This is a genomic window from Dactylosporangium sp. NPDC049525, from assembly GCF_040676755.1.
In the GTDB taxonomy this organism is placed as follows: Bacteria; Actinomycetota; Actinomycetes; order Mycobacteriales; family Micromonosporaceae; genus Dactylosporangium.
The window spans coordinates 39,433-60,589 of sequence record NZ_JBFAPO010000053.1; the positions used below are offsets into that span (position 1 = coordinate 39,433).

Here is a 21,157-nt window from a genome sequence, read left to right on the forward strand (position 1 = left end):
AGTCCATCTTCTGACATCCATCGGCGATCATGGAGCCGTTCGGGGATCGATTGGTCCGAACAGACGCCGGCGCGCGTCGGACGGCCGGATGGGTTGCCCGACGGTACCAGCAGCGCTTGGAACGGAACGCCAAAGCCGTCCCCACCCGGGTCAACGGGGCTTTTGTGTCACGCAGGGATGGCGTACGGTGACGCCAGCGCACCGGCTTTCGTGCCCCCCAGCCACACCTCGAGCCACCTGCGCTGATCGGGCCGCACGAGCGAGAGAGGCAGGGCGTCGAACTTGGCAGCACCGGCGTCCACCGGGGCCATCGTCAGCGCGCTGCTGGAGATCCCCGACATCAGGCAGCCCGGCCCCCGCGAGACGTATCTCAAAGAGGTCGAACAGCGGCTCGGACACCACATGCCATATGCGCAGGACGCGACGCCGATGCACGCGGTGTGGAACCTTGTCGACGCGTGCCTGCGCTACCCCGGTGCCGTCCAGGCGCTCGTCGAGGTCATCGGATACTTCCACGGCGGCTCCGACGCCTTCGAGCGGCTCCGGGCCGTCGTCGACCACGAGGTGCCGCCGCCCAGGCTGAGCCTGCAGGAGCGGCGCGACCTGCACGCCATCGTGCGCGGGCTCGCCCTGTCCGGCCTGCCGGGTCTCTACCGGGCCACGGTCGGGGCCGGCGCCGGGCGGCTCAGCGCGGACGATCCGGTGTCGGTCCTCGGCCAGCTGGAGGAGCTGTCGATCATCGGTGGCCCGCCGAAGCTGCTGGTGTTCCTGGCCCGGCTCGCCCAGCGCCAGGACGCCGTCACAGCGCAACCGCTGTACGACTGGATCAGCGGCTACCTGGAGGCGCGCAACGAGCCGGCGTCGGCGATGACGGCGGTGCTCGCCGCGGCCCGGCCGGACAGTGTCCTGCTCACCCGCACCTACCTCGTCATCCAGCTGGAACAGGACGGCCCCGACCCCGGGATCTACCGACTGGTGGCCTGGCTCCAGCGCGACAACGGCCCCGGCGAGACGATCGCCCGCGAGGCCCGCACCTGGACGTTCGACGAGGTGCCGGCCGAGGTCGACCGCCTCCTGACCAGGATCCTGGACGACGTCGCACCGGGCACCGAGGACCTGATCGTCGAGTTCATCCTGCCGCGTGAGCTGCTCGGCCAGCCCGTCGAGCAGTGGACCACCGGCGGCGACCCCGACGACATCGAACATCCGCTCGGCATCGACCACGCCGTCGTGCTGCGCTGCCTGGAGCGGCTGCGCAACCCGAGACTGCGCTACCGGCTCCGGCAGAAGTGGGGCTGGCTGCGCTGGCACGGCAGCGCCTACGACGCCGCCGCGTACTACTGGCCGACCGCCGGGGCCGACCTCGACCGGCAGGGCGTGATGGCCGAGATGATGCGCGAGGAACGCCGGGTCTGCCTGGTCCTGTCATACCCCGGCCCGGACACCGCCGGGATCGACGCCGCCCTCTGGGGTGGGATCTGCGCCGGGACGCCCGCCGCGGTCTGGTTCCGCGACGGCCACGACCCGGACCGGTTCCACTCCGAGCTGGAAGGCGCCCTCAGCGGCCGCACGCCGGCGGAACTGCCCCACCTCGCCCTGCAGATCCGCCGCGAGGCGTTCGCCCAGAACACCGCCGAACACTTCGGCAACCATCTCGCGGTGCTGTGGGACGACTTCGACCGGATGCCTGAGCCGTATGTGCTGCACACCGCACCCAGCTGAGAAAAGGATGACACTGTGACGGCGGAGCCGACCCAGGGAGCCCCTTGGCGCATCTACCGGGGCACCGGTGAGCCGCACGACGACATCCGCCGGCTCCCACCGCCGCCGCCGTGGCGCTCGTTTCAAGGCGGTCCCCTGATCGAGCCGGTCGAGGACGACGACGCCGAGGCCGCCGCCCGGCTCGACGTGATCGCCCGCAGCTACCGGCCCGAGGAAGCCACGATCGAGCTAGTCAACGCCGCGCTCTACCTGCGGCGCCCGCTGCTGGTGACCGGGAAGCCGGGCGTCGGCAAGTCCTCGCTGGCCCACAGCATGGCGCGTGAGCTGGGGCTCGGACCGGTGCTGCACTGGCCCATCACGAGTCGCAGCACGCTCGCCGACGGCCTGTACCAGTACGACGCCATCGGCCGGCTCCAGCACGCCAACCTCCGCAAGATCCTGTCCGACCGGCCCGGCGGGCAGCCGGCCGCCGAGGCGGCACAGGACGACGACGCCGCCGACATCGGGCGGTACATCCGGCTCGGCCCGCTCGGCACGGCGCTGCTGCCCGGCGCGCTGCCCCGGGTCCTGCTCATCGACGAGCTCGACAAGAGCGACATCGACCTGCCCAACGACCTGCTCAACATCTTCGAGAACGGCGAGTTCGAGATCACCGAGCTCAGTCGCCTGCCGGTCGGCCCGGCGACGAAGGTGCTGACCGCGTCCGGCGAGCGGCGCGCCGAGGTCCGCCGCGGCAAGGTCCGGTGCGCGGCGTTCCCCGTCGTGGTCATCACCAGCAACGGCGAGCGGGAGTTCCCGGGGGCGTTCCTGCGCCGGTGCATCCGCCTGGACGTGCAGCCACCGGACGAGCGGCGGCTCGCCGAGATCGTGGAGCTCCAGCTCGGCCCGGAGGCCCTGGCGGCGAGCGGGGCGATCATCGGCCGGTTCCTGGAGCGCCGGCTCAAGCACAACGTCGCGACCGACCAGCTGCTCAACGCCATCTACCTGGCCACCTCCCGCCAGGCGGGCGACCAGGGCGGCGGGCTCAACCCGGGTCTGGAGGAGGCGCTGCTGCGGCCGCTCGGTGGCGCCGAGCGATGAGCCGCAGGCAGATCGCCGAGCTGCTCGACGCGCTGCGCGCAGCGCCGACGGCCGACGAGCTCGCCGACGCGCTCTGGCTCGCGCAGCACCTGCCCGAGCAGGCGGTGCAGCTGCTGCCGGCCACCGACACCACGCCGATCGTTCCGCCGGACCCACCGGTCCGGGCACCGCGGGCGACGGCCGAACCGGTGCCGCCGGCGTCCGATCCGGCCGGGACGGGCACGCGCGCCGCCAACGTGTTCGTCCGGCCCCACCCGGCCACCGGGGTCGGCGAGGGACACGCGCCGGTCCCGTTTCAAGTGCCGGGCGCGCCGGCGGTACCGGATGCCCTGACGCTGCTGCGTGCCCTCCGGCCGCTGCGCCGGACCGTCCCGTCCCGCCGGCACGACCGCGTCGACGAGCCCGCGACCGCGCAGTTCGTCGCCCGGACGGGGCTCTGGCTGCCGGTCACCGTGCCGGCCCCCGACCCGGCGCTGGAGCTGGCCCTGGTCGTCGACGCGAACTCGTCCATGACCGTCTGGCGGCGCACCGTCCACGAGCTCCGCGCGCTGATGGGGCAGCTGGGCGCGTTCCGGGACGTGCGGCTGTGGCGGCTCGACACGGGCGCCGCGACGCCGCTGCTGTTCGGCGACACCGGCCTCGGGCTCGGATCGCCGCGCGACCCCGGCGAGCTGGTGGACCCGACCGGTCAGCGGCTGATCCTGGTGGTGTCGGACTGCGTGGGCGTCGCCTGGAGCGGCGCGCTGGCACCGCTGCTGGAACGCTGGGGGCGGGCCGGGCCGCTGGCGATCCTGCACATGCTGCCCCACCGGATGTGGCCCCGCTGCCGCCCCGACTTCCGGCCGGTGACCTTCGCCGGCCCGGCCGGCGCGGCCAACGCCGCGTTGCAGATCCGCGAGCACGACGGAACGCCCGTCCCCGCCGAGGAGGGCATCGGGATCCCGGTCCTGGAGCTCGACGCGCGGTTCATCGGGCCGTGGTCCGCGCTGGTCGCCGGGGCCGCACCGGCGGGCATCAACGGCATCGCCGTCTTCACCGGCCGGCTCGGATACGACGAGGAGCCGGCCGCCGGTCCACCGATCGGGGCGGTCGAACGGGTCCGCCGGTTCCAGGCCGTCGCGTCCCCCGACGCGTTCGAGCTCGTCCGCTTCCTCGCCGCGGCCCCGCTGAGCCTGTCGGTCATGCGCATCGTCCAGGCCGCGATGCTGCCCGACCCGCGGCCCGCCGACCTGGCGGAGGCGTTCCTCGGCGGCCTCATGCGCAGCGACGCCACGGCGCCGGACCTGGCCGCGGACGCCGACGAGGAACGCTACGACTTCCACGAAGGCGTCCGCGACCTCCTGCTCGCCGGGCTCAGCCGCAGCGAGATCCTGCACGTGCTCGGTCAGGTCTCGGCATTCATCAGCAGCCGCCTGGGCGCTACGATCGACTTCAATGCCGTCCTTGCCAGCGGCGACGTTGACGCGGTCCGCCGGCTCGGCCGACCGTTCGCGGAGGTCACACAGCAGGTGTTGCGCGCGCTCGGTGGCGTGCACGCCGCCTTCGCGGACAGTCTCGGCACCCTCGACGATGATGCGGCAAAGCCGCCGGGCGAAGGCACCGGTGGGCGAGGCGGGAGCGACGTGCAGGGCGCCGACGAGCACAGTGCCGTCACACAGCCGATCCCCGGGCTGCCCGGGACCGGCATGGTGCGCCGGGAGCAGCTGCCGCTGCGTGGCGGCGTCCCGGCGGGCAGGCCCGATCTCATCACCCGGCAGAGCCTGCTCGACCGCATCCGCGAGCAGATCGTCAACGGGCCGACGGTGCTGCTGTCGGCCAACGACCACGACATCGGCGGCATCGGCAAGACGCAGCTCGCCGTGCAGTACACGCACCGCTACGGCAACGACTACGACCTGGTCTGGTGGGTGCCGTCCGAGCAGCCGGGGCCGATGCGCTCGGCGCTGGTCGCGCTGGCCGGGGTGCTCAACGTGCCGGAGAGCGTCGACGTCAACCGGACCCTGCTGACGGTCCGGCACGCGCTGGAGCGGCAGTCGCCGTTCCAGCGGTGGCTGCTGGTCTTCGACAACGCGAGCCGGCCGCAGGACCTGGCGCCGTACCTGCCGAGGGTCGGCGGGCACGTGCTGATCACGTCGCGGTACCCGTACTGGACCGGGCTGCAGTCCGTCCCGGTCGGCGTGCTCAGCCGCGCGCAGAGCGTCGAGTTCCTGCGCGGGCGCGTTCCCGGCATCACCAGCACCGACGCCCACCGCGTCGCGGAACGACTCGGCGACGTGCCGATGGCGTTGGAGCAGGCGGCCGCGCTGCAGACCGCGATCAACATGTCGGCGGAGGAGTACCTCGACCGGTACGAAGCATGTCACCGGGCGCTGACCGACTCGCGCCCCGGCGCCGAACCGCCGAGCTCCGTGGTGATCACGTGGACGATGGCGCTGGACGGCGCCCGCGAGACGGCACCGGAGGTCGTGCCCCTGCTCAACCTGTTCTGCTTCCTGGCCTGCGAACCCGTGTCGTGGGAGCTGCTGTGGTCCGGCCGCAACGCCTCGCTGCCGCCGGAGCTGTCGGCCGTGATGCGGCTGAAGCAGCACCTCCGCGCGGCCATCCGCCGGATCGGCCAGTTCGGCCTCGCCCAGGTCGACGCCGCGCACAACACGATCCAGATGCACCGGCTGGTCCAGTTGCTGCTGCTGGGCCAGCTGAGCAACGCGGACGACGCCGCATACAGCCGGGCGGCCCACGACCTGCTCGCCGCCGCCGACCCCGCGGACCCGGACAACCCGCGCACCTGGCCGCAGTACGAGGCGATCGCGCCGCACCTGTTCTACTCGAACCTGCTCTTCTCCCCGGCCGACGAGGCCCGGCAGCTGCTCGTGCACCACATCCGGTACCTCTACGCGCGCGGCGACTACGACAGCAGCCTGCGGCTCGCCACGCAGGCGACCCAGCGGTGGGGCCGCCAGGACACCGACGAGTTCTACCTCGTCGCGTCCTACCACCTCGCCAACGTGCTCCGGTTGACCGGTCAGGCCCGGCAGGCGTACGAGCTCAACGAGCGGACCCTGCGGCGGCAGCGCGAGCTGTTCGGCGAGGACGACGACAACGCCCTCGCGACCGCGAACAGCGTCGGTGGTGACCTGCGCATCGAGGGCCGGTTCGAGGTCGCCCGGCAGCTCGACGACGACAACCTGACCCGGCACCGCCGGCTGTTCGGCCCGGCGAACCCGGCGACCCTGCGCTGCGCCAACAACCTGGCCGTCGACCTGCGCCTGCTGGGCCGGTTCGCCGCGGCGCGGGAGCTCGACGAGGAGACGCTCACGCACCGCCGGCGGATCTTCAACGGCCCGCATCCCGAGCTGTTCTCCTCGATCAGCAGCCTCAGCCGCGACCACTACGGCCTCGGCGAGTACGCGGCGGCCCGCGATCTGCTCGCCAACAGCCTCGAACCGCACCGGGAGGCCCTCGGCCGGGACCACGCGATCGTGCTGATCGCCAGCCGCCACTTCTCCATGGCGCTGCGCAAGAGCGGCATGGTGGGCCGGGCCAGGCTGACCGCCGGTGAGACGGTCCTGCTGTACGAACGCAAACTCGGCGAGCACAACGTCGACACCGTCGCCGCGGCGGTGACGCTCGCCCATTGCCTGCGGGCGGCCGGCGACCGGTCCGCCGCCGAGGTGCTCCAGGGCGCGTACGAGCGGTTCCGGCGCCTGCTCGGCGAGCTCCACCCGTTCACCCTGGCCACGGCCGTCAACCTCGCGATCGGGGAACGCGCCGCCGGGCGGCCGGACGAGGCGATGGCGCTCGACAGCCACGCCTACCCGCACCTGGTGAACGTCCTCGGGCCACGCCACCCGTTCACCCTGGCGGCCGGCAACGGGCTGAGCATCGACCTGGCGGCCGCCGGGCGGCACGACGAGGCCGCGCGGCTGTCCGGGGTGGTGCACACCAACGCGCTCGCGGCGCAGTCCACCCAGCATCCGGACACCCTGGCCTACGCGCACAACCACGCGCTGAACCTGGCAGGCCCCAACGGCGGCGCCGGCACCACGACCAAGGCCCTGCACGACCTGACCGGGCTGCTCGGCGGTCGCCATCCCGACGTCCTCGCGGCGGCCGCGGGCCAGTATCTCGAGTGTGAGATCGAGACTCCCCCGACCTGACGGGTCACCACCGGGGGGCCGGCACCTCCACAGTGGACAGCCACCGGGCCAGCTCCTCCGGTGGCGCCGGACGGCCGCCTGAGTCGAGGACCCGCCGGTGCACCGCCCACAGCAGTTCCGGCGCCACCGGACCGCGGGCGGGCCGGGTCACCAGCCAGCCGGCCCAGGCCGTCAGGTCGCCGGGCGAGTCCTCGATCGCGGTCAGGTACCGGGCGGCCGCCCCGGACCGGTCGCCGCGGACGTACGCGAGGTCACCCGGTGCGACGTCCGCGGGCTCGGCGGCGCCGGCGAGCCGCTGGTGCAGCAGCCGAAGGCGGCCGCTGCGGCCCGGCAGGGCGGCACGGTCCCCGACGACCGTGGTGACGGCCACCCGGGGCACGGCCGCGGGCCGCCGGGCGGTCCAGTCGGCGGCCAGCGAGGCGACCGAGGTCCCGTCGGGCCGGACGTTGCGCAGCCGCCACAGCACGCGGTGCTCGGTCACCATGTCGTGCGCCCGGCGGCGCAGGTCGGCCGGCAACCGCGGCGCCTCCCAGCCGGCCAGCCGGTCCAGCATGCCCGCGGTGAACCGCAGGCCCGCCGGCCGCAGCCGCCCGGACCGCCGCAGCGCGCGGACGGTGCGCCGCACCGACTCCCGGCAGCGGGCGAACTCGAACCCCGCCAGCGCAACCGGGACCGCGCCGGCCCGCGGCCCGCCCCCGGCCGCCTGCAGGCGCCGGTAGTCGGCGACGGCGAGGAACGCGTACGCACCGTGCAGCAGCCCGGCAAGCGGTCGTGGGTCGTCCCGCCAGGGCGAGTAGTGCCGCTGCCCGTCGTCGTCGAACAGGTCGACGAGGTGCAGCAGCCCGTTGAGCTTGCTGTGCTGGAACTCGTGCAACAGGCCGACCGCGAACGCGTCGGCCCCGGCGGGCCCGATCGACAGGCCGCCGAAGCCGTGCTCCGCGGTGGCGCTCGTCCCGTGCCCGTCGGGCTCACCGCGCAGGGGCACGACACACGTCAGGCCCGCCGCGATCGCCGGCGCGTACCCGGGGGCGACCCCGGTGAGCGTGCTCCAGCCGGCGTCGAGCATCGCCTGCCACCGCAGCGCCTGCGACCGGTCGAGCGGGCCGACGGCGCCGAGGCCGTGCCGGTCCCGGAACGGGTCGAGGTCGTCGAGCAGCACGTCGAGGACGTGACCCGCCGAGGTGGCGCGCAACCGGGACGCCGGGTGCCACGTGAAGCCGTCGGGCGCGCCGCCGCCGGGCGCCGCCAGCGTCCCGTCCGGTGTCCGCCGCAGCGGCACCGCCACGCCGTCCACCGCCAGCAGCCACTCTCCGGCCGTGGAGTCGAGGAACGCGGCGGCGGCGCCCGGCGGGACCGAGAGCGCACCGAGCGTCGGCAGGGCGACGCGGCCGTCGATGACGGGCACCGCGATCCTGGCGGCCATCCCGGTCCGGACGGCCACCGCGGCGGCCACCGCGCCCAGATAGGGCACCGCGCTCTGCGCCGCCGACCGGCCGGATCGCAGGCCGGCCAGGCACTGCGCGGCCCAGACCCCGACGTTGGGCGCGGCGAGCACCTGCCGGGCGGTGTGCGGATCCCGGCGGTCGGCGTCGGCCAGCACCGCGAACCACGCCCGCACCTGCGATGCGAGCGCGTCGCCGGGCGCCGAGGCCATCCGGGTGATCTCGACGAACAGCAGCAGCTGCTTGCCGACCTGGCCGTCGCGCAGGAGCCCGATGACGCGCGGGCCGCCGGCGCCGGTGGCGAGCTCGGCGAGATCCTCCGCGGTCAAGCGCAGCAGCCCGGGCGGGTCCGGCACGGGAGCCCTAGATGGCCGAGTTGAAACCGGCGACGGGCGCGGTGTCCCGGTCGACGGCGGCCCTCAGGCGCCGCAGGGTGCCGGCAAGGACGGTGTCGCCGAGCTCCGCCAGCTGACCCAGGGAAACCGCCGACGCGTCGAGCACCAGCGTGCCGACGTCGTCGATGTGGCGCCCTGCGGTGTCCGCCCCGGTCGCACCGTCATCCAAGACCGAGAACCTGCCTTTCAACCCCGTCACCGGGCCCCAGCCAGGCGCAAGTGCTCGGCGATGCGTCGAACGGCGACCAACGGTGGATCCGTCGGCTGCACGACGTGACAATACGGTGTCGGGTCCGAGTTCGCTTGACTATGGATGGTGCCATTGAAGACGACGATCGTGTTCGTGCACGGGACCGGCGTTCGCCAACCACACTACGACGCCACGTTGCGCAGTGTCATTGCGGGAACGGCCGGACTGCGGCAACCCGTCGACGTCGGTGCGTGCTACTGGGGTGAGCCGTTCGGCGCGACGCTGCGCCACGACGGTGCGTCCATTCCGGACGGAACGGTGCCCCGGGGCGACGTGCCGGCCGTGGACCAGGACCCGGACGTCGCGCTGTGGACGCTGCTCGATCGTGACCCGCTGTACGAGCTGCGCCTGTACGCCGCCGCGGGCGGCGAGCGCGGACCGGAGCTGTCTCCCGGTGCGGTGCCGCCGGGCCGGGCGCTGCAGGCCGCCGCCGCCCGCCTCGCCGCCGACGACGAGGTGATCGCGGCCGCCCGCCTCGCCGGTCTGGCCGACCTCGGACCGGCCGTCACCGACGTCCTCGGCGACGTGGCGACGAAGCGGGCCCTCAACGGCGGGACTCCCCCGGCCGAACTGGCCGCGGCCCTGGCCCGTGCGATCGTCTCGCAGGCGCTGGCGGCGGCGGACGACGCCAACGACGGGCCGGTCCCGCTCCTCGGCGACCGGCGCGACGCCCTGCTGCGGGTCCTGGTGGCCCGGTTGCACGGCGACGCCCGGGGCGTGTTCGGGCGGTGGGCAGGGGCCAGTGCCCGGCTCGCCGCGGAGCTCGGCGCGACACGCCCGGTCGAGCGCCGCCGGGCCGCGCTGACCAGTGCGAGCGCGCCGGCCGCCGGCGACATCATGCTGTATCTGGTGCGGGGCGAAGGCATCCGGCGCAAGATCGCGGACACCGTGGCCGCCGTAGCCGGCGACGTGGTCCTGCTGGCCCACAGCCTCGGCGGCATCGCCTGCGTGGACCTGCTCGCGACCAGCGCGCCGGCGAACGTGCGGGCGCTGGTCACCGTCGGCACCCAGGCGTCGTACCTGCACGAGCTCGGGGCGCTGCCGAGCCTCGAACCCGGGGCGGCGCTGCCCGACACGTTCCGGGTGCCGTGGACCAACGTGTACGACCGTCGCGACCTGCTCTCGTTCGTGGCCAGGCCGATCTTCGGCGACCGCGTCCGCGACGTCGAGCTGGACAACAGGGCACCGTTTCCACGCTCGCACAGCGCGTATTTCGCCAACCCGGAGCTCTACCAGCATCTCGGTGACGTCCTTGCCGGGCTCGGCACGTGAGCGAGGCACGGACGGGACTGCGGTGCCTGGTCGTCGCGGTCGAGCGGTACGACATCGGCGCGGACTGGTCGCTGGACGGGCCCGTGCCGGACGCCGTCCGGTTCGTGGAATGGCTGCTCGACCGCGGCGTACCGAGGTCCGCGATCACCCTGGTGGCCTCGCCGCTGCCGAAGAACGAGCCGCTGCTCGCGAAGCTCGGCCTGCCGTGGCGGCCGGCCGGGCAGGCGGTCGTCTACGACATCGTCACCAAGGAGCTGCCGGCGGGGCGGGACGACCTCCTGATCGTCTTCTGGGGCGGCCATGGCGTCGTCGACGGCGACGGCAACCGGCGCCTGTTCGCCGGCGACGCGACCCGCGGCGACAAGCGCAACCTCGACTTCGACTCCTTGTGCCAGGCGCTGCTGACCCCGTACTTCCCGGCCCACCGCCGGCAGCTGCTGCTGGTCGACGCGTGCCAGAACCTGACCAGCGACCTGCAGTTCGTGCCGCGGCTGCCGCGGCAGACCTTTCCCGACGAGCCGGGCCTGGTCCACGGCCGCGAGCAGCACGTGCTGTTCGCGGCCAGCCCGGGCGAGGCGGCACTCAACGACTCGGTCCGGCAGACCGGCGTCTTCTCCCGGGAGCTGCTCGCCGCGCTGCGGGCCTCGACGACCTGGCCGCCGGATGCGGGCGAGCTCGCGGACCTGCTCCAGCAGCGGTTCGAAGCACTGCGAACGGCCGGCGTCACCGAGCAGCGGCCGGCCTACCTCTGGCAGCGCACGCCCACCCGCGACGGCGTCGTGCACCACCGGCCGGCGGCCGCGTCCCCGGCGCCGCCCGTGGGCCGCGACGGCGTGCTCGCCATCGTCACCGTGATGGCGGAATGCCGCGAGCTGGCGAGCATTCCGAACCTGCAGAAGATCATCAGCTTCATGACCGCCGACATCCGCAACGCCGTGCCGCACAGCGACCATCCCAGGATGTATCTCGCGCAGCTGGTGCAGACCTGCGCCGGGTACCCGGCCGGACGCGCCGAGCTCTCCGACGCCCTGCGACTGGGCATGAGCAACCGCGCCGACCTGGCCCTCGTCATGGCCGCCTTCGACCGGCACTGGCCGAACAGGTCCTGACAAACACTGATCCATGCCGTTCTTCCGTCCTTTGTAGACGGTGTTTGCGAGGATTCCTCGAACCCGCCACCGACCAGCCGGACTTCGATGCCGTGTCAGCCATCGGAATGCGCCGGGACAGCCCACGGCTTCCGCCGGGACAGCCCACGGCTTCCGCCGGGCCGTCCGGCCATGATGTGGGCATGCGGTATGCGGTCTTCATCTCATACAGCCATGGCGCCGACGACGAGGCCGCTGCCGCGATCCAATGGGGGCTGCGAAGAATGGCCCGGCCCTGGTATCGGCTGCACGCGCTCAAGGTCTTCCGCGACCGGACCAGCCTGCCCAACAGCGCGTCGCTGATGACGCAGCTCAAGGAGGCGGTCGAGCGGTCGGACTACCTGATTCTGGTGGCCTCGAAGAAGTCCGCCGAGTCAGCGTATGTCAATGCCGAGGTGGAGCATTTCCTCACGCACCGGCCGATGAGTCACCTCTTCATCGCGGTCACCGAGGCGGCCCTGCCGTGGGACGCACGCACGGGACGGTTCGCGCCCGAGGCCGAGGCGTACCTGCCGCCCGTGCTGCGGCAGCGGACCCAGACGGAGCCGCACTGGGCGGACCTCAGGACGATCGAGAACCTGGCGGCACCGTCGTTCGCGAACGAGCCGTTCAAACGGGTGATCGCCGGCCTCGCCGCGCCGGTGCACGGCTGCGAGCTGGAGCAGCTGATCGACCAGGACGTCCGCCAGCACCGGCGGACGATGCGGCTCGCGGTCGGGGTGGCCGCCGGGCTGACCGTGGCGACCGTCCTGGCCGTCGTGGGTCTCGTCTACGGCGTCGGACAGGGCGGCGAGGCGAAACGCCAGCAGCAGCGCGCGCGGGCGAACCAGCTCACCGCGGTCGCCGACCACGTGCGCGCCGAACATCCGGGCCTCGCCGCCCAGTTCGACGTGGCCGCGTACCGGGCGGACCCGGAGTCGCCGGTGGCGTACACGAACCTGCTCATCGACCAGAACACGGCGCTGGAGGTGCCGCTGGTGGCCGACGCCCCCGGCGTGAACGGCGACAAGGGCAACGTGGCGATGAGCGCCGACGGGCGCCTGCTCGCCGCGACCACCGACGGCAACCGCGACGGCAACCGCAGCGGCGTCGAACTGTGGGACCTGAGCCGCCCCGGCGCGCACGTCCTGATCCAGGACGGGCAGCGCGGCAGCACACCGCCGGCACCGCTGGCGTTCAGCCCGGACGGGCAGCGGCTGCTGGTCGGCGGCCCCGGCGGGGTCACGGTGTGGAACGTCGCCGCACCGGCCGCACCGGCCGAGGCCGGCCGGCTGCCGGTGGACGGCGGGGGCCTCGTCACGTCCGTCGCCTTCAACCACGGCGGGACGACGCTCGCGGTCGGCGCGGCCGACGGCCGGTTCGCGCTGTGGACGGCGGCGAACCCGCCGGCACCCCTGGGCCGGGGACCGGCGCCCTCGGCGCCGGTGGGCGGGGTGGTGGCACTCGCCTTCACCGCCGACGACAAGGGCCTGACCACCGGGCACTCCGACGGGTCGTCGACGTTCTGGCACGTGGCGGACCCGGCGCGGCCGGCCCTGGACCAGACCGTGGTCACCGGCACCGGCCAGGCCGCCGACGGGTTCACGATGGCGCTGCGGGCCGACGGGGGGCAGCTGGCCGCCACCGACTCGCACGGCAACCTGGCGATGTGGGCGCTGAGCGACGCGCACATTCCGGGTGTACCGGCCCTCACGCCGTCGACGCCCTTCAGCAACCGCCCCGTCAGGGCCTCGGCGTTCAGCCCCGACGGTGGCATGCTCGCCGTCGGCGCCCCCGACGGCGTGGTGACCCTGTGGAACCTCGCGTTCCGCGGGCCGCTCACCCCGGTCGGCGTGCCGCTGGCGCTGCCCCAGGAGGGGCTCCAGGTCGCCGTGGCGGGCCTCGCATTCAGCGCCGACGGGCACAATCTGGTCGTGCGCATGGCATCCGGCCGCATCGTGGTGTGGCAGCTGCCGCAGCGGTACCGCGTCGCGCGGGACACCGTCATGTACGGCGCGTCGTCCCTGGTCGCGTCGGCCAGTGCGACACAGCTCGCGGTGGCGAACACGGGCAGCGTCCTCGTCGACGTCTGGAACCTGACCGGCGACCCGGGACCGGTCCGGGTCGGCAGGGACCGGGACGGCGCGGCGAGTACCGTCACCGCGGTCGCGCTCGGCCGTGGGCTGCTGGCGGTGGTCACGGAGCACGCCCCGCCGCAGGTCGAGCTCTGGTCGCTCACCGGTGCGGGGGCGGGCCCGGCGACGGCCGCGCTGGCCGGCCGGCTGCCGCTGACCGGCCCGCTGAGTGACCGGCCCGCCGTCGCGTTCAGCGCCGACGGGAGCATCCTCGCCGTCACCGACGACACCTCGGTGTCGCTGTGGAACGTGCGGGATCCGGCCGCGCCCAGCCAGGTCGGCAAGCCACACAAGCTGGCCGGCGCGGCCGGCGCCCGCGGGCCGCTGGTCGTCGGCGCCGACCGGGTCGGACAGCTGTGGGACGCCGCCGACACCGACGCGCCCACGCCGACGGCCGCACTGCCGGAGCTCGCCGGCGAGGCCGGGTACAGCGCCGACGGCATGCTCGCCGCCACCACCGACAAGCACGGCCTGACGATCTGGAGTCTCGCCTCCCGCAAGCCGGCGAAGCTGGGCACCGCGCCGGTCGACATGGCCCCGCAGGGCGGGCCGCCGGCCATGAGCCCCGACGGCCGCACCGTCGCGGTCGGCGAGGCGAACGGCACGGTCGTGCTGTGGGACGTGACCGACCCGGCCCACCCGCAACGCAAGGGCCGCCCGCTGCCGAGCAACATCATCACCACCGACGACTTCGTGACGACCCGCCGCGACGCGCAGGGCATCACGGCCATCCGGTTCAGCGCCGACGGCCGGACCCTGGTCGCGGTGAACAACGACAGCACCATCCGCATGTGGGACACCGACGTGAAGGCGGCCGCCGACGCCGTCTGCGCCCGCACCCACGGCACGATGACGAAGGAGCTGTGGCGGCAGTACGCGGGTTCCCTGGAGTTCCGGGCACCGTGCCCGGCGGGACAGCCGGCCGCCGTCACCACCACCGGTCCGGTGCCGTCGGCCGGGTCCACGGCCGTCGCCGCCGCCTCCACGGGCGCGGTCGCGGCCACGTCCGGCGCCGCGGGCCCTCCGCCGACCGCCGCGGCGACCGGCGGGCCGTGCGTCAAGGCGAGCCTGACCCTCACCTACGGCCCACCGGCGGCCGAGCACCCCGAGGAGAAGGCGCGCCTCGTCATCACGAACACCTCGGCCGCGCCGTGTTCTCTCACCAGCCTGCCGGTGGTGGTCGTGAACGGCCCGGGCGCCGACAAGGAGCTGCGGCGCCTCGGCACCCAGCCGGCGCCGGTGCTGCTCGCACCCGGCGGCGCCGCCCACGTCGACATCATGTTCACCGGACCCCCTGAGGGCAAGCCCGCCTGGGTGCCGGCGACGATCTCGCTCGTCCTGCCCTACGGCGGCGGCACGCTCAGCCTGCCGTGGACGTCCGGCAAACCGGTGGAGATCTACGAGTCGTCATCACATCCGCCGACGTTCTCCACCGCCTTCGTCGCCGGCGCCTAGCGGTCGGTCGCGGACACCGGTGGGCATCCCGTCCCGCGGCCGGCCTCCGTTGCGTGCGGAGGCCGGCCGGACCACTATCTGTCCACTGAGGACAGCTGTGGCGGGGCGGGCGCGGGTGGTGGGGGCGTGGCGGGGTCGTCGTGGGTGTCGAGCATGGTCGCCTCGTCGAAGGGCAGCTCGCCGCCGAGCACCGCGAGTGAGCGCTCCCGGTCGAACTCGCCGGTCCAGGAGCCGACGATCACCGTGGCCACCGCGTTGCCGGCGAAGTTGGTCAGCGCGCGGGCCTCGGACATGAACCGGTCGATGCCGACGATGAGCCCGACGCCGTCGACCAGGTCCGGGCGGTGCGCCTGCAGGCCGCCGGCGAGCGTCGCCAGGCCGGCGCCGGTCACGCCGGCGGCGCCCTTCGAGGCGATCACCATGAACACCAGCAGCGAGATCTGCTGGCTGACCGACATCGGCCGGCCGACCGCGTCCGCGACGAACAGCGACGCCATCGTCAGGTAGATCGCCGTGCCGTCGAGGTTGAACGAGTACCCGGTCGGCACGGTGATCCCGACGACCGTCCTGGATACGCCGAGGTGCTCCATCTTCGCGATCAGCCTCGGCAGCGCCGACTCCGACGACGACGTCGACAGGATCAGCAGGAACTCCCGCGCCAGGTACCGCAGCAGCGCGAACAGGTTCGTCCGGGCGATCACGCGCAGCAGCACGCCGAGGACGAGCACGACGAAGATCACGCAGGTGAGGTAGAAGCCGAACATGATCTGCAGCAGCGCGGTCAGCGCCTTCCAGCCGCTGCCGCCGACGACCGCCGCGATCGCGCCGAACGCGCCGATCGGCGCCAGCCACATGATCATGGCCAGGACGCGGAAGACGAGCCGCTGCAGGTGCTCCACGCCGCGCAGGATCGGCTCGGCGGACCGGCCGAGCGCCAGCAGCGCGAAGCCGACCAGCAGCGCGACGAGCAGCGTCTGCAGCACGGCGCCGGAGGTGAGCGCGGACAGCAGCGTGGTCGGGATGACGCCCAGCAGGAAGTCGACGGTGCCGCCCGAGCCGCCGGCCGCGGCCTTGGCGCCGGCCGCCTTGGTCGCGTCGGTCAGGTGCAGCCCGGCGCCGGGGTGCAGCAGGTTGCCGACGACCAGACCGATGGCGAGGGCGACGGTCGACATCACCAGGAAGTACCCGAGCGCCAGGCCGCCGATCCGGCCGACCTGCGCCGCCCGGCGCACCGAGCCGACGCCGAGCACGATCGTGCAGAAGATCACGGGCCCGATCATCATCTTGATGAGGTTGACGAAGCCGGTGCCGAGCGGCTTGAGCTCGACGGCGGCCTTCGGGGCGAGCAGGCCGACGGCGATGCCGGCGGCGACCGCCACGATGACGGCCAGGTAGAGGTAGTGCGTCCGGTCGCGCCTCGGCGCGACGGCGGCGGCGGGGGTGCCTGCGGAGGTGGACATGTCACGAGGTTGCCGATGCTCGTGACTCAGGTCACTATTTCGTTCATTGCGTACATGTGACCGCGGAAAGGCGGGCGACGTGTTCCACCCGCGGCGATGGAGCCTGGCGCGGCAGCTCCTCGCGCTGCAGACGGTCATCATCAGCGTGCTGATGGCCGGCGGCATCGCGGGCGCGTACCTGCAGGCCAGCCGCAACAGCCTGGCCATCGCGCGGGAGACGGTCCTCGCGGTCGCCCGCGCCGTCGCCGACGACCCGGCGGTGCTCGCCGCGCTCAGCGGGCCCGACCCGGCCGCCGTGCTCCAGCCCATCGCCGAACGCATCCGCGTCGACACCGGCACCACGTTCGTGGTCGTGATGAGCCCGCGCGGCATCCGGTACAGCCACCCCGATCCCGCCCAGATCGGCGGCCAGTTCATCGGGCACATCGAGGGTGCCACAGCCACCGAACCGGTGACGGAGACGTACACCGGCACGCTCGGCCGGTCGGTGCGCGCGGTCGTGCCGATCCTCGACGGCGGTCAGGTGCGCGGCCGGGTCGGCGTGGGGATCCTGCTGGACACCGTCAGCCGCGGGCTGCGGCAGCAGTTTCCGCTGCTGCTCGGCGCCGCGGCGATCGCGCTGCTGCTCGCCGGGGCCGGCTCCTGGCTGGTCGGCCGGTGGATGCGCCGCCAGACGCACGACCTAGGCCCGGCCGAGCTGGCCCGGATGTACGAGTTCTACGACGCGGTGCTGCACGCGGTCCGCGAGGGGCTGCTGCTGCTCGACCGGCAGGGCCGGCTGCAGCTGGCCAACGACGAGGCCCGCCGGCTGCTCGGCCTCGACGGCGACCCCGTCGGCCGGTCGATCGGCGCCGTCGGCCTGCCGGAGTCCCTGGCCCAGGCCCTCGCGGCGGGGCAGGCGCGCACCGACGAGATCCACCTCACCGGCGACCGGGTGCTCGTCGTCAACCAGGCCCCGGCGCGGTGGGACGACGTCGAGCTCGGCACCGTGGTGACCCTGCGGGACCACACCGAGCTGCAGGCCCTCACCGGCGAGCTCGACTCGGTGCGCGGCTTCGCCGAGGCCCTGCGCGCGCAGGCGCACGAGTCGGCCAACCGGCTGCACACGGTCGTGTCGCTCATCGAGCTGGGCCGGGCGCCGCAGGCGCTGCAGTTCGCGGCCGCGGAGATCGCCGCCGCCCAGCAGCTCACGGACCAGGTCGTCGGCGCGGTGCGGGAACCCGTCCTCGCCGCGCTCCTGCTCGGCAAGGTCACGCAGGCCAGCGAGCGCGGCGTGGAGCTGCTCGTCGCCGAGGACGCCGACGTGCCCGAGGGCGCCGTCGCCCCGCGGGACCTGGTGACCATCGTGGGCAACCTGCTGGACAACGCGATCGACGCGGCCGTCGCCGCGGCGCCGCCGCGGTGGGTGCGCATGGGCGGCGAGGTCCGCGACGGCGAGCTGGTGCTGCGGATCAGCGACAGCGGACCCGGCCTGGAGCCGGCCGACGTCACGCGGGCGTTCCGCCGCGGCTGGTCGACCAAGCAGCCGGCCGGCCGGGGGCTCGGGCTGGCGCTGGTCGGCCAGGCGATCGGCCGCAACGGCGGCACGATCGAGGTCGCCGGCTCCGCGTTCACGATCCGCCTGCCGGCGCCGGCAAAGGTGCCACCCGAGGTGCTGCCAGAGGTGCCGGCCGAGGTGCCGCGGTGATCCGGGTCCTGGTCGTGGAGGACGAGCCGATCGCCGCCGACGCGCACGTCGTCTACGTCGGGCGGGTGCCCGGCTTCGTGGTCGCCGGCCGCGCCGCCACCGGCGCCGACGCGCTGCGCCGGCTCGGCCGGGTGCCGGTCGACCTGGTGCTGCTCGACATGCACCTGCCGGACCTGCACGGGCTCGAGGTCGTGCGCGCGATGCGGGCCGCCGGGCACCACGCCGACGTGATCGCCGTGACGTCCGCCCGGGACCTGGCGGTGGTGCGCGCGGCGGTGTCGCAGGGCATCGTGCAGTACCTGCTCAAGCCGTTCGTGTTCGCGACCTTCCGGGACAAGCTCGAACGCTACCGGGGCTACCGCCAGCAGGTGCTCGACGCCGGCTCCGTCACGGGCCAGCACGAGGTCGACCGGCTGCTGGCCACGTTGCGCAGCGCCGACCCGGTCAACCTGCCCAAGGGCATGAGCCAGGAGTCGCTCGACGCGGTCTGCGCGTCCCTGCGCGGCGCCGCCGCGGGCAGGTCGGCCGCCGAGGTCGCCGCGGTGCTCGGCGCGTCGCGGGTGACGGCGCGGCGCTACCTGGAGCACCTCGCCGACGTCGGGCTCGCCTCCCGGCACGCCCGGTACGGCAACGCCGGCCGCCCCGAGGTCGAGTACCGCTGGACAGCGTGACCCGACCGGCGTCGCCGGTGTCGTACCGGTGATCGGCGGGTACAGCGCGTCGGTCGTGCTCCTCGCGCCGCGCAGCCTCGAACGCTGGCGTGCGCACCGGATCCAGCGGGAAGAAGGTAGGCAGATGTCCACCAGCAAGCAGCAGATGTCCACCGGCAACCAGCGCGTGTTCCTCGCCGGGGCGTCCGGCGTGATCGGCCGGCGGCTGATCCCCCGGCTGGTCAAGGCCGGGCACGTGGTCGGTGGCATGACGCGGTCGCCCGACAAGACCGACCTGATCGGCCGGCTCGGCGCCGAACCGATCCTCTGCGACGTCTTCGACCGCGACGCGCTGATCCAGGCCGTCCGTGACTTCGCACCGGACGTGATCCTCAACGAGCTCACCGACCTGCCGGACGACATCGAGAGCATCGGCGCCCACGCGGAGATGAACGCCCGCATCCGCACCGAGGGAAACCAGAACCTGATCGACGCCGCCCGCAGCAGCGGCTCGCCCAGGATCCTGGCGCAGACCGTCGCCTGGCAGCTGCCCGAAGGGCCGGACGCCGCGGCCTCGGCGCAGCTGGAGCGCTCCGTCCTCGCCGAGGACGGCGTCGTGCTGAGCTACGGCCAGTTCTACGGCCCCGGCACCTACCACGAGAACAACATCCCCGCGGAGCCGCGGATCCAGATCGACCGCGCCGCCGACCGGACCGTCGCGCTGCTGGACGCGCCGTCGGGCGTCGTCGTCATCACCGACTGACGACCACCGCCGGTGGGGCCGAGCGGAGGAGGAGATAGCGGATGATGCCGCGTGCCCGCGCCCGCTTGCCCCCGCGGGCGGGCCGCCGGGCTCCATACGCTGTGCTGATGTCGAAGACGACCCGTGCCCGGCGTGACACCGTCGAGCGTGTGCCACGGCCCACCGTGTTCGTGCTGTTCGGCGCGACCGGCGACCTTGCGAAACGGATGGTGCTGCCGGCGTTCGCCACGCTCGCCGCCGAGGGACTCCTGCCGAAGGAGTGGGTACTGATCGGCAACGGCCGCGGCGACATCGCGCACGAGGACTTCCGCGAGCACGTGCACAAGGCGCTGAGCGAGTTCGGGCCGCGGCCGGAACGGCGGTGGTGGCGTGACTTCGAGCAGCGGCTGCTGTTCGCCGGTGGCGGGTTCGGCGCCGACAACCCGGGCAGCCTGCTCGACGTCATCGGGCAGGCCCGCTCCCGGGTCGGCGAGGCGGCGCAGCTCGTGCACTACCTCGCCGTCCCGCCGGTCGCGTTCGGCGGGCTCACCGAGGCGCTGGGCGCGCACGGCCTCGCCGGCGACGCGCGGGTCGTCTACGAGAAGCCGTTCGGCACCTCACCGCAGACCTTCCGCGCGCTGAACCGCACGGTGCGGCGGGTCCTCGACGAGTCGCAGGTGTACCGGATCGACCACTTCCTCGGCAAGGAGGCGACCCAGGACCTGCACGTGCTGCGCTTCGCCAACGAGGTCTTCTCCGCCATGTGGGACCGCGACCACATCGAGTCCGTGCAGATCGACGTGCCGGAGACCCTCGGCGTCGACGACCGCGCGGGGTTCTACGACGCCACCGGCGCGGTGCTGGACATGCTGGTGACGCACCTGTTCCAGGTCGCCGCCGAGGTCGCGATGGAGACCCCGGCGAGCCTCGGTGCCGCCGACCTGCAGGCGGCGCGGGAGAAGGTGATCCGCTCGTTCCGGCCGCTGGACCCGGCCGAGGTGGTGCTCGGGCAGTTCGCCGGCTACCGGGACGTGCCGGGGGTGGCGCCCCGGTCGAAGACGGACACGTTCGTCGCCGCGCGGCTGTGGATCGACAACCCGCGCTGGCGCGGGGTGCCGTTCCTGCTGCGGACCGGCAAGCGGATGGCCGCCAGCGAGCAGCGCGTCAGCATCGTGCTGCGCACCCCGCAGTGCCCGTTCCCCGGCCTGCCCGAGCAGACGAACCTGCTGTCCTTGTCCCTGTCCGGCTCCGGCGAGATCGACCTGCGGCTGCTCGCGAAGCGGCCCGGGGTCGGCCTGCGCGTCGAACCCGCGACCGCGCGGCTGCCGCTGTCCCAGTTGCCGGACGCCGCGCCCCTGCCGCCGTACGTGCGGCTCATCCACGACGTCCTGATCGGCGACCGTTCGCTGTTCACCCGGCCGGACGGGCTGTCGGCGGTGTGGAAGGTCGCGCAGCCGCTGCTGGACGACCCGCCCCGCCTCGCCACGTACGCGCAGGGCTCCTGGGGCCCGGCCCGGGCGCGGGCGCTCGCCGCGCCGCAGCGGTGGCTGCTCGGCGAGTAGGAGGGCCCGCGTTTGTGCGCG

Annotated in this window: 13 protein-coding genes; 10 read left to right on the forward strand and 3 right to left on the reverse strand. The window is 73.8% G+C overall.

Annotated features, from left to right (window positions below; all coding sequences use genetic code 11):
* Positions 1 to 282: 282 nt before the first annotated feature.
* Genes AB0K00_RS44865 through fxsT form a run of 3 tightly spaced genes read left to right on the forward strand, consistent with a single transcriptional unit; the run spans position 283 to position 6,959 of the window.
* Positions 283 to 1,722, forward strand: a complete 1,440-nt coding sequence (locus tag AB0K00_RS44865; RefSeq protein ID WP_363534879.1) for a hypothetical protein — start codon at positions 283 to 285, stop codon at positions 1,720 to 1,722.
* 15 nt (positions 1,723 to 1,737) lie between these two features.
* Positions 1,738 to 2,802 carry a MoxR family ATPase gene (locus AB0K00_RS44870; RefSeq protein WP_363534882.1) on the forward strand — a complete coding sequence of 355 codons (1,065 nt, stop codon included), beginning with the start codon at positions 1,738 to 1,740 and terminating at the stop codon, positions 2,800 to 2,802.
* Positions 2,799 to 6,959, forward strand: a complete 4,161-nt coding sequence (fxsT, locus tag AB0K00_RS44875; RefSeq protein ID WP_363534885.1) for an FxSxx-COOH system tetratricopeptide repeat protein — start codon at positions 2,799 to 2,801, stop codon at positions 6,957 to 6,959. Before AB0K00_RS44870 ends, fxsT begins: the two co-directional genes overlap by 4 nt.
* 4 nt (positions 6,960 to 6,963) lie before the next feature.
* Here the strand turns inward: fxsT and AB0K00_RS44880 are convergent, their stop codons facing one another.
* A complete protein-coding gene (locus tag AB0K00_RS44880; RefSeq protein WP_363534888.1) occupies positions 6,964 to 8,730 on the reverse strand; it encodes an HEXXH motif domain-containing protein in 1,767 nt (588 codons plus the stop codon).
* A 34-nt stretch (positions 8,731 to 8,764) separates the two neighbouring features.
* Positions 8,765 to 8,965 (reverse strand): FxSxx-COOH cyclophane-containing RiPP peptide, encoded by a 201-nt coding sequence (gene fxsA, locus AB0K00_RS44885; RefSeq protein WP_363534891.1) that lies wholly within the window; start codon positions 8,963 to 8,965, stop codon positions 8,765 to 8,767.
* A gap of 153 nt (positions 8,966 to 9,118) precedes the next feature.
* On the opposite strand from fxsA, the gene AB0K00_RS44890 reads away from it, so the two are divergent.
* From AB0K00_RS44890 to AB0K00_RS44900, 3 genes are all read left to right on the forward strand, one after another.
* The gene (locus AB0K00_RS44890) at positions 9,119 to 10,318 is read left to right on the forward strand and encodes a hypothetical protein (protein ID WP_363534893.1); all 1,200 of its coding nucleotides are present in this window, start codon (positions 9,119 to 9,121) and stop codon (positions 10,316 to 10,318) included.
* On the forward strand, positions 10,315 to 11,427 hold the full coding sequence (locus tag AB0K00_RS44895; RefSeq protein ID WP_363534896.1) for a hypothetical protein: 1,113 nt from the start codon (positions 10,315 to 10,317) through the stop codon (positions 11,425 to 11,427). Before AB0K00_RS44890 ends, AB0K00_RS44895 begins: the two co-directional genes overlap by 4 nt.
* A 182-nt stretch (positions 11,428 to 11,609) precedes the next feature.
* Entirely contained in the window at positions 11,610 to 15,035 is a 3,426-nt protein-coding gene (locus AB0K00_RS44900) for a DUF4232 domain-containing protein (protein WP_363534899.1), read from the forward strand.
* A 74-nt stretch (positions 15,036 to 15,109) separates the two neighbouring features.
* Here AB0K00_RS44900 and AB0K00_RS44905 read toward each other — a convergent pair whose 3' ends face one another.
* On the reverse strand, positions 15,110 to 16,495 hold the full coding sequence (locus AB0K00_RS44905) for a cation:dicarboxylase symporter family transporter (RefSeq protein WP_363534902.1): 1,386 nt from the start codon (positions 16,493 to 16,495) through the stop codon (positions 15,110 to 15,112).
* Between the two features lie 79 nt (positions 16,496 to 16,574).
* Here AB0K00_RS44905 and AB0K00_RS44910 point away from each other — a divergent pair, with 79 nt between their 5' ends.
* The 4 genes from AB0K00_RS44910 (at position 16,575) to AB0K00_RS44925 (ending at position 21,136) form a co-directional block, all read left to right on the forward strand.
* On the forward strand, positions 16,575 to 18,182 hold the full coding sequence (locus AB0K00_RS44910; protein ID WP_363534905.1) for a sensor histidine kinase: 1,608 nt from the start codon (positions 16,575 to 16,577) through the stop codon (positions 18,180 to 18,182).
* Positions 18,179 to 18,853 (forward strand): response regulator, encoded by a 675-nt coding sequence (locus tag AB0K00_RS44915; protein WP_363534908.1) that lies wholly within the window; start codon positions 18,179 to 18,181, stop codon positions 18,851 to 18,853. The genes AB0K00_RS44910 and AB0K00_RS44915 overlap by 4 nt, the downstream gene beginning before the upstream one ends.
* Positions 18,854 to 18,977: 124 nt before the next feature.
* On the forward strand, positions 18,978 to 19,595 hold the full coding sequence (locus tag AB0K00_RS44920) for an NAD-dependent epimerase/dehydratase family protein (RefSeq protein WP_363534911.1): 618 nt from the start codon (positions 18,978 to 18,980) through the stop codon (positions 19,593 to 19,595).
* 107 nt (positions 19,596 to 19,702) lie between these two features.
* On the forward strand, positions 19,703 to 21,136 hold the full coding sequence (locus AB0K00_RS44925) for a glucose-6-phosphate dehydrogenase (RefSeq protein WP_363534914.1): 1,434 nt from the start codon (positions 19,703 to 19,705) through the stop codon (positions 21,134 to 21,136).
* Positions 21,137 to 21,157 lie beyond the last annotated feature (21 nt).

Excerpts from the sequence above, each read along its gene's own strand:
- AB0K00_RS44925 (WP_363534914.1), top strand. The coding sequence starts at position 19,703 with ATGTCGAAGACGACCCGTGCCCGGCGTGACACCGTCGAGCGTGTGCCA.
- AB0K00_RS44905 (WP_363534902.1), bottom strand. The coding sequence starts at position 16,495 with ATGTCCACCTCCGCAGGCACCCCCGCCGCCGCCGTCGCGCCGAGGCGC.
- AB0K00_RS44900 (WP_363534899.1), top strand. The coding sequence starts at position 11,610 with ATGCGGTATGCGGTCTTCATCTCATACAGCCATGGCGCCGACGACGAG.
- AB0K00_RS44920 (WP_363534911.1), top strand. The coding sequence starts at position 18,978 with ATGTCCACCAGCAAGCAGCAGATGTCCACCGGCAACCAGCGCGTGTTC.
- fxsT (WP_363534885.1), top strand. The coding sequence starts at position 2,799 with ATGAGCCGCAGGCAGATCGCCGAGCTGCTCGACGCGCTGCGCGCAGCG.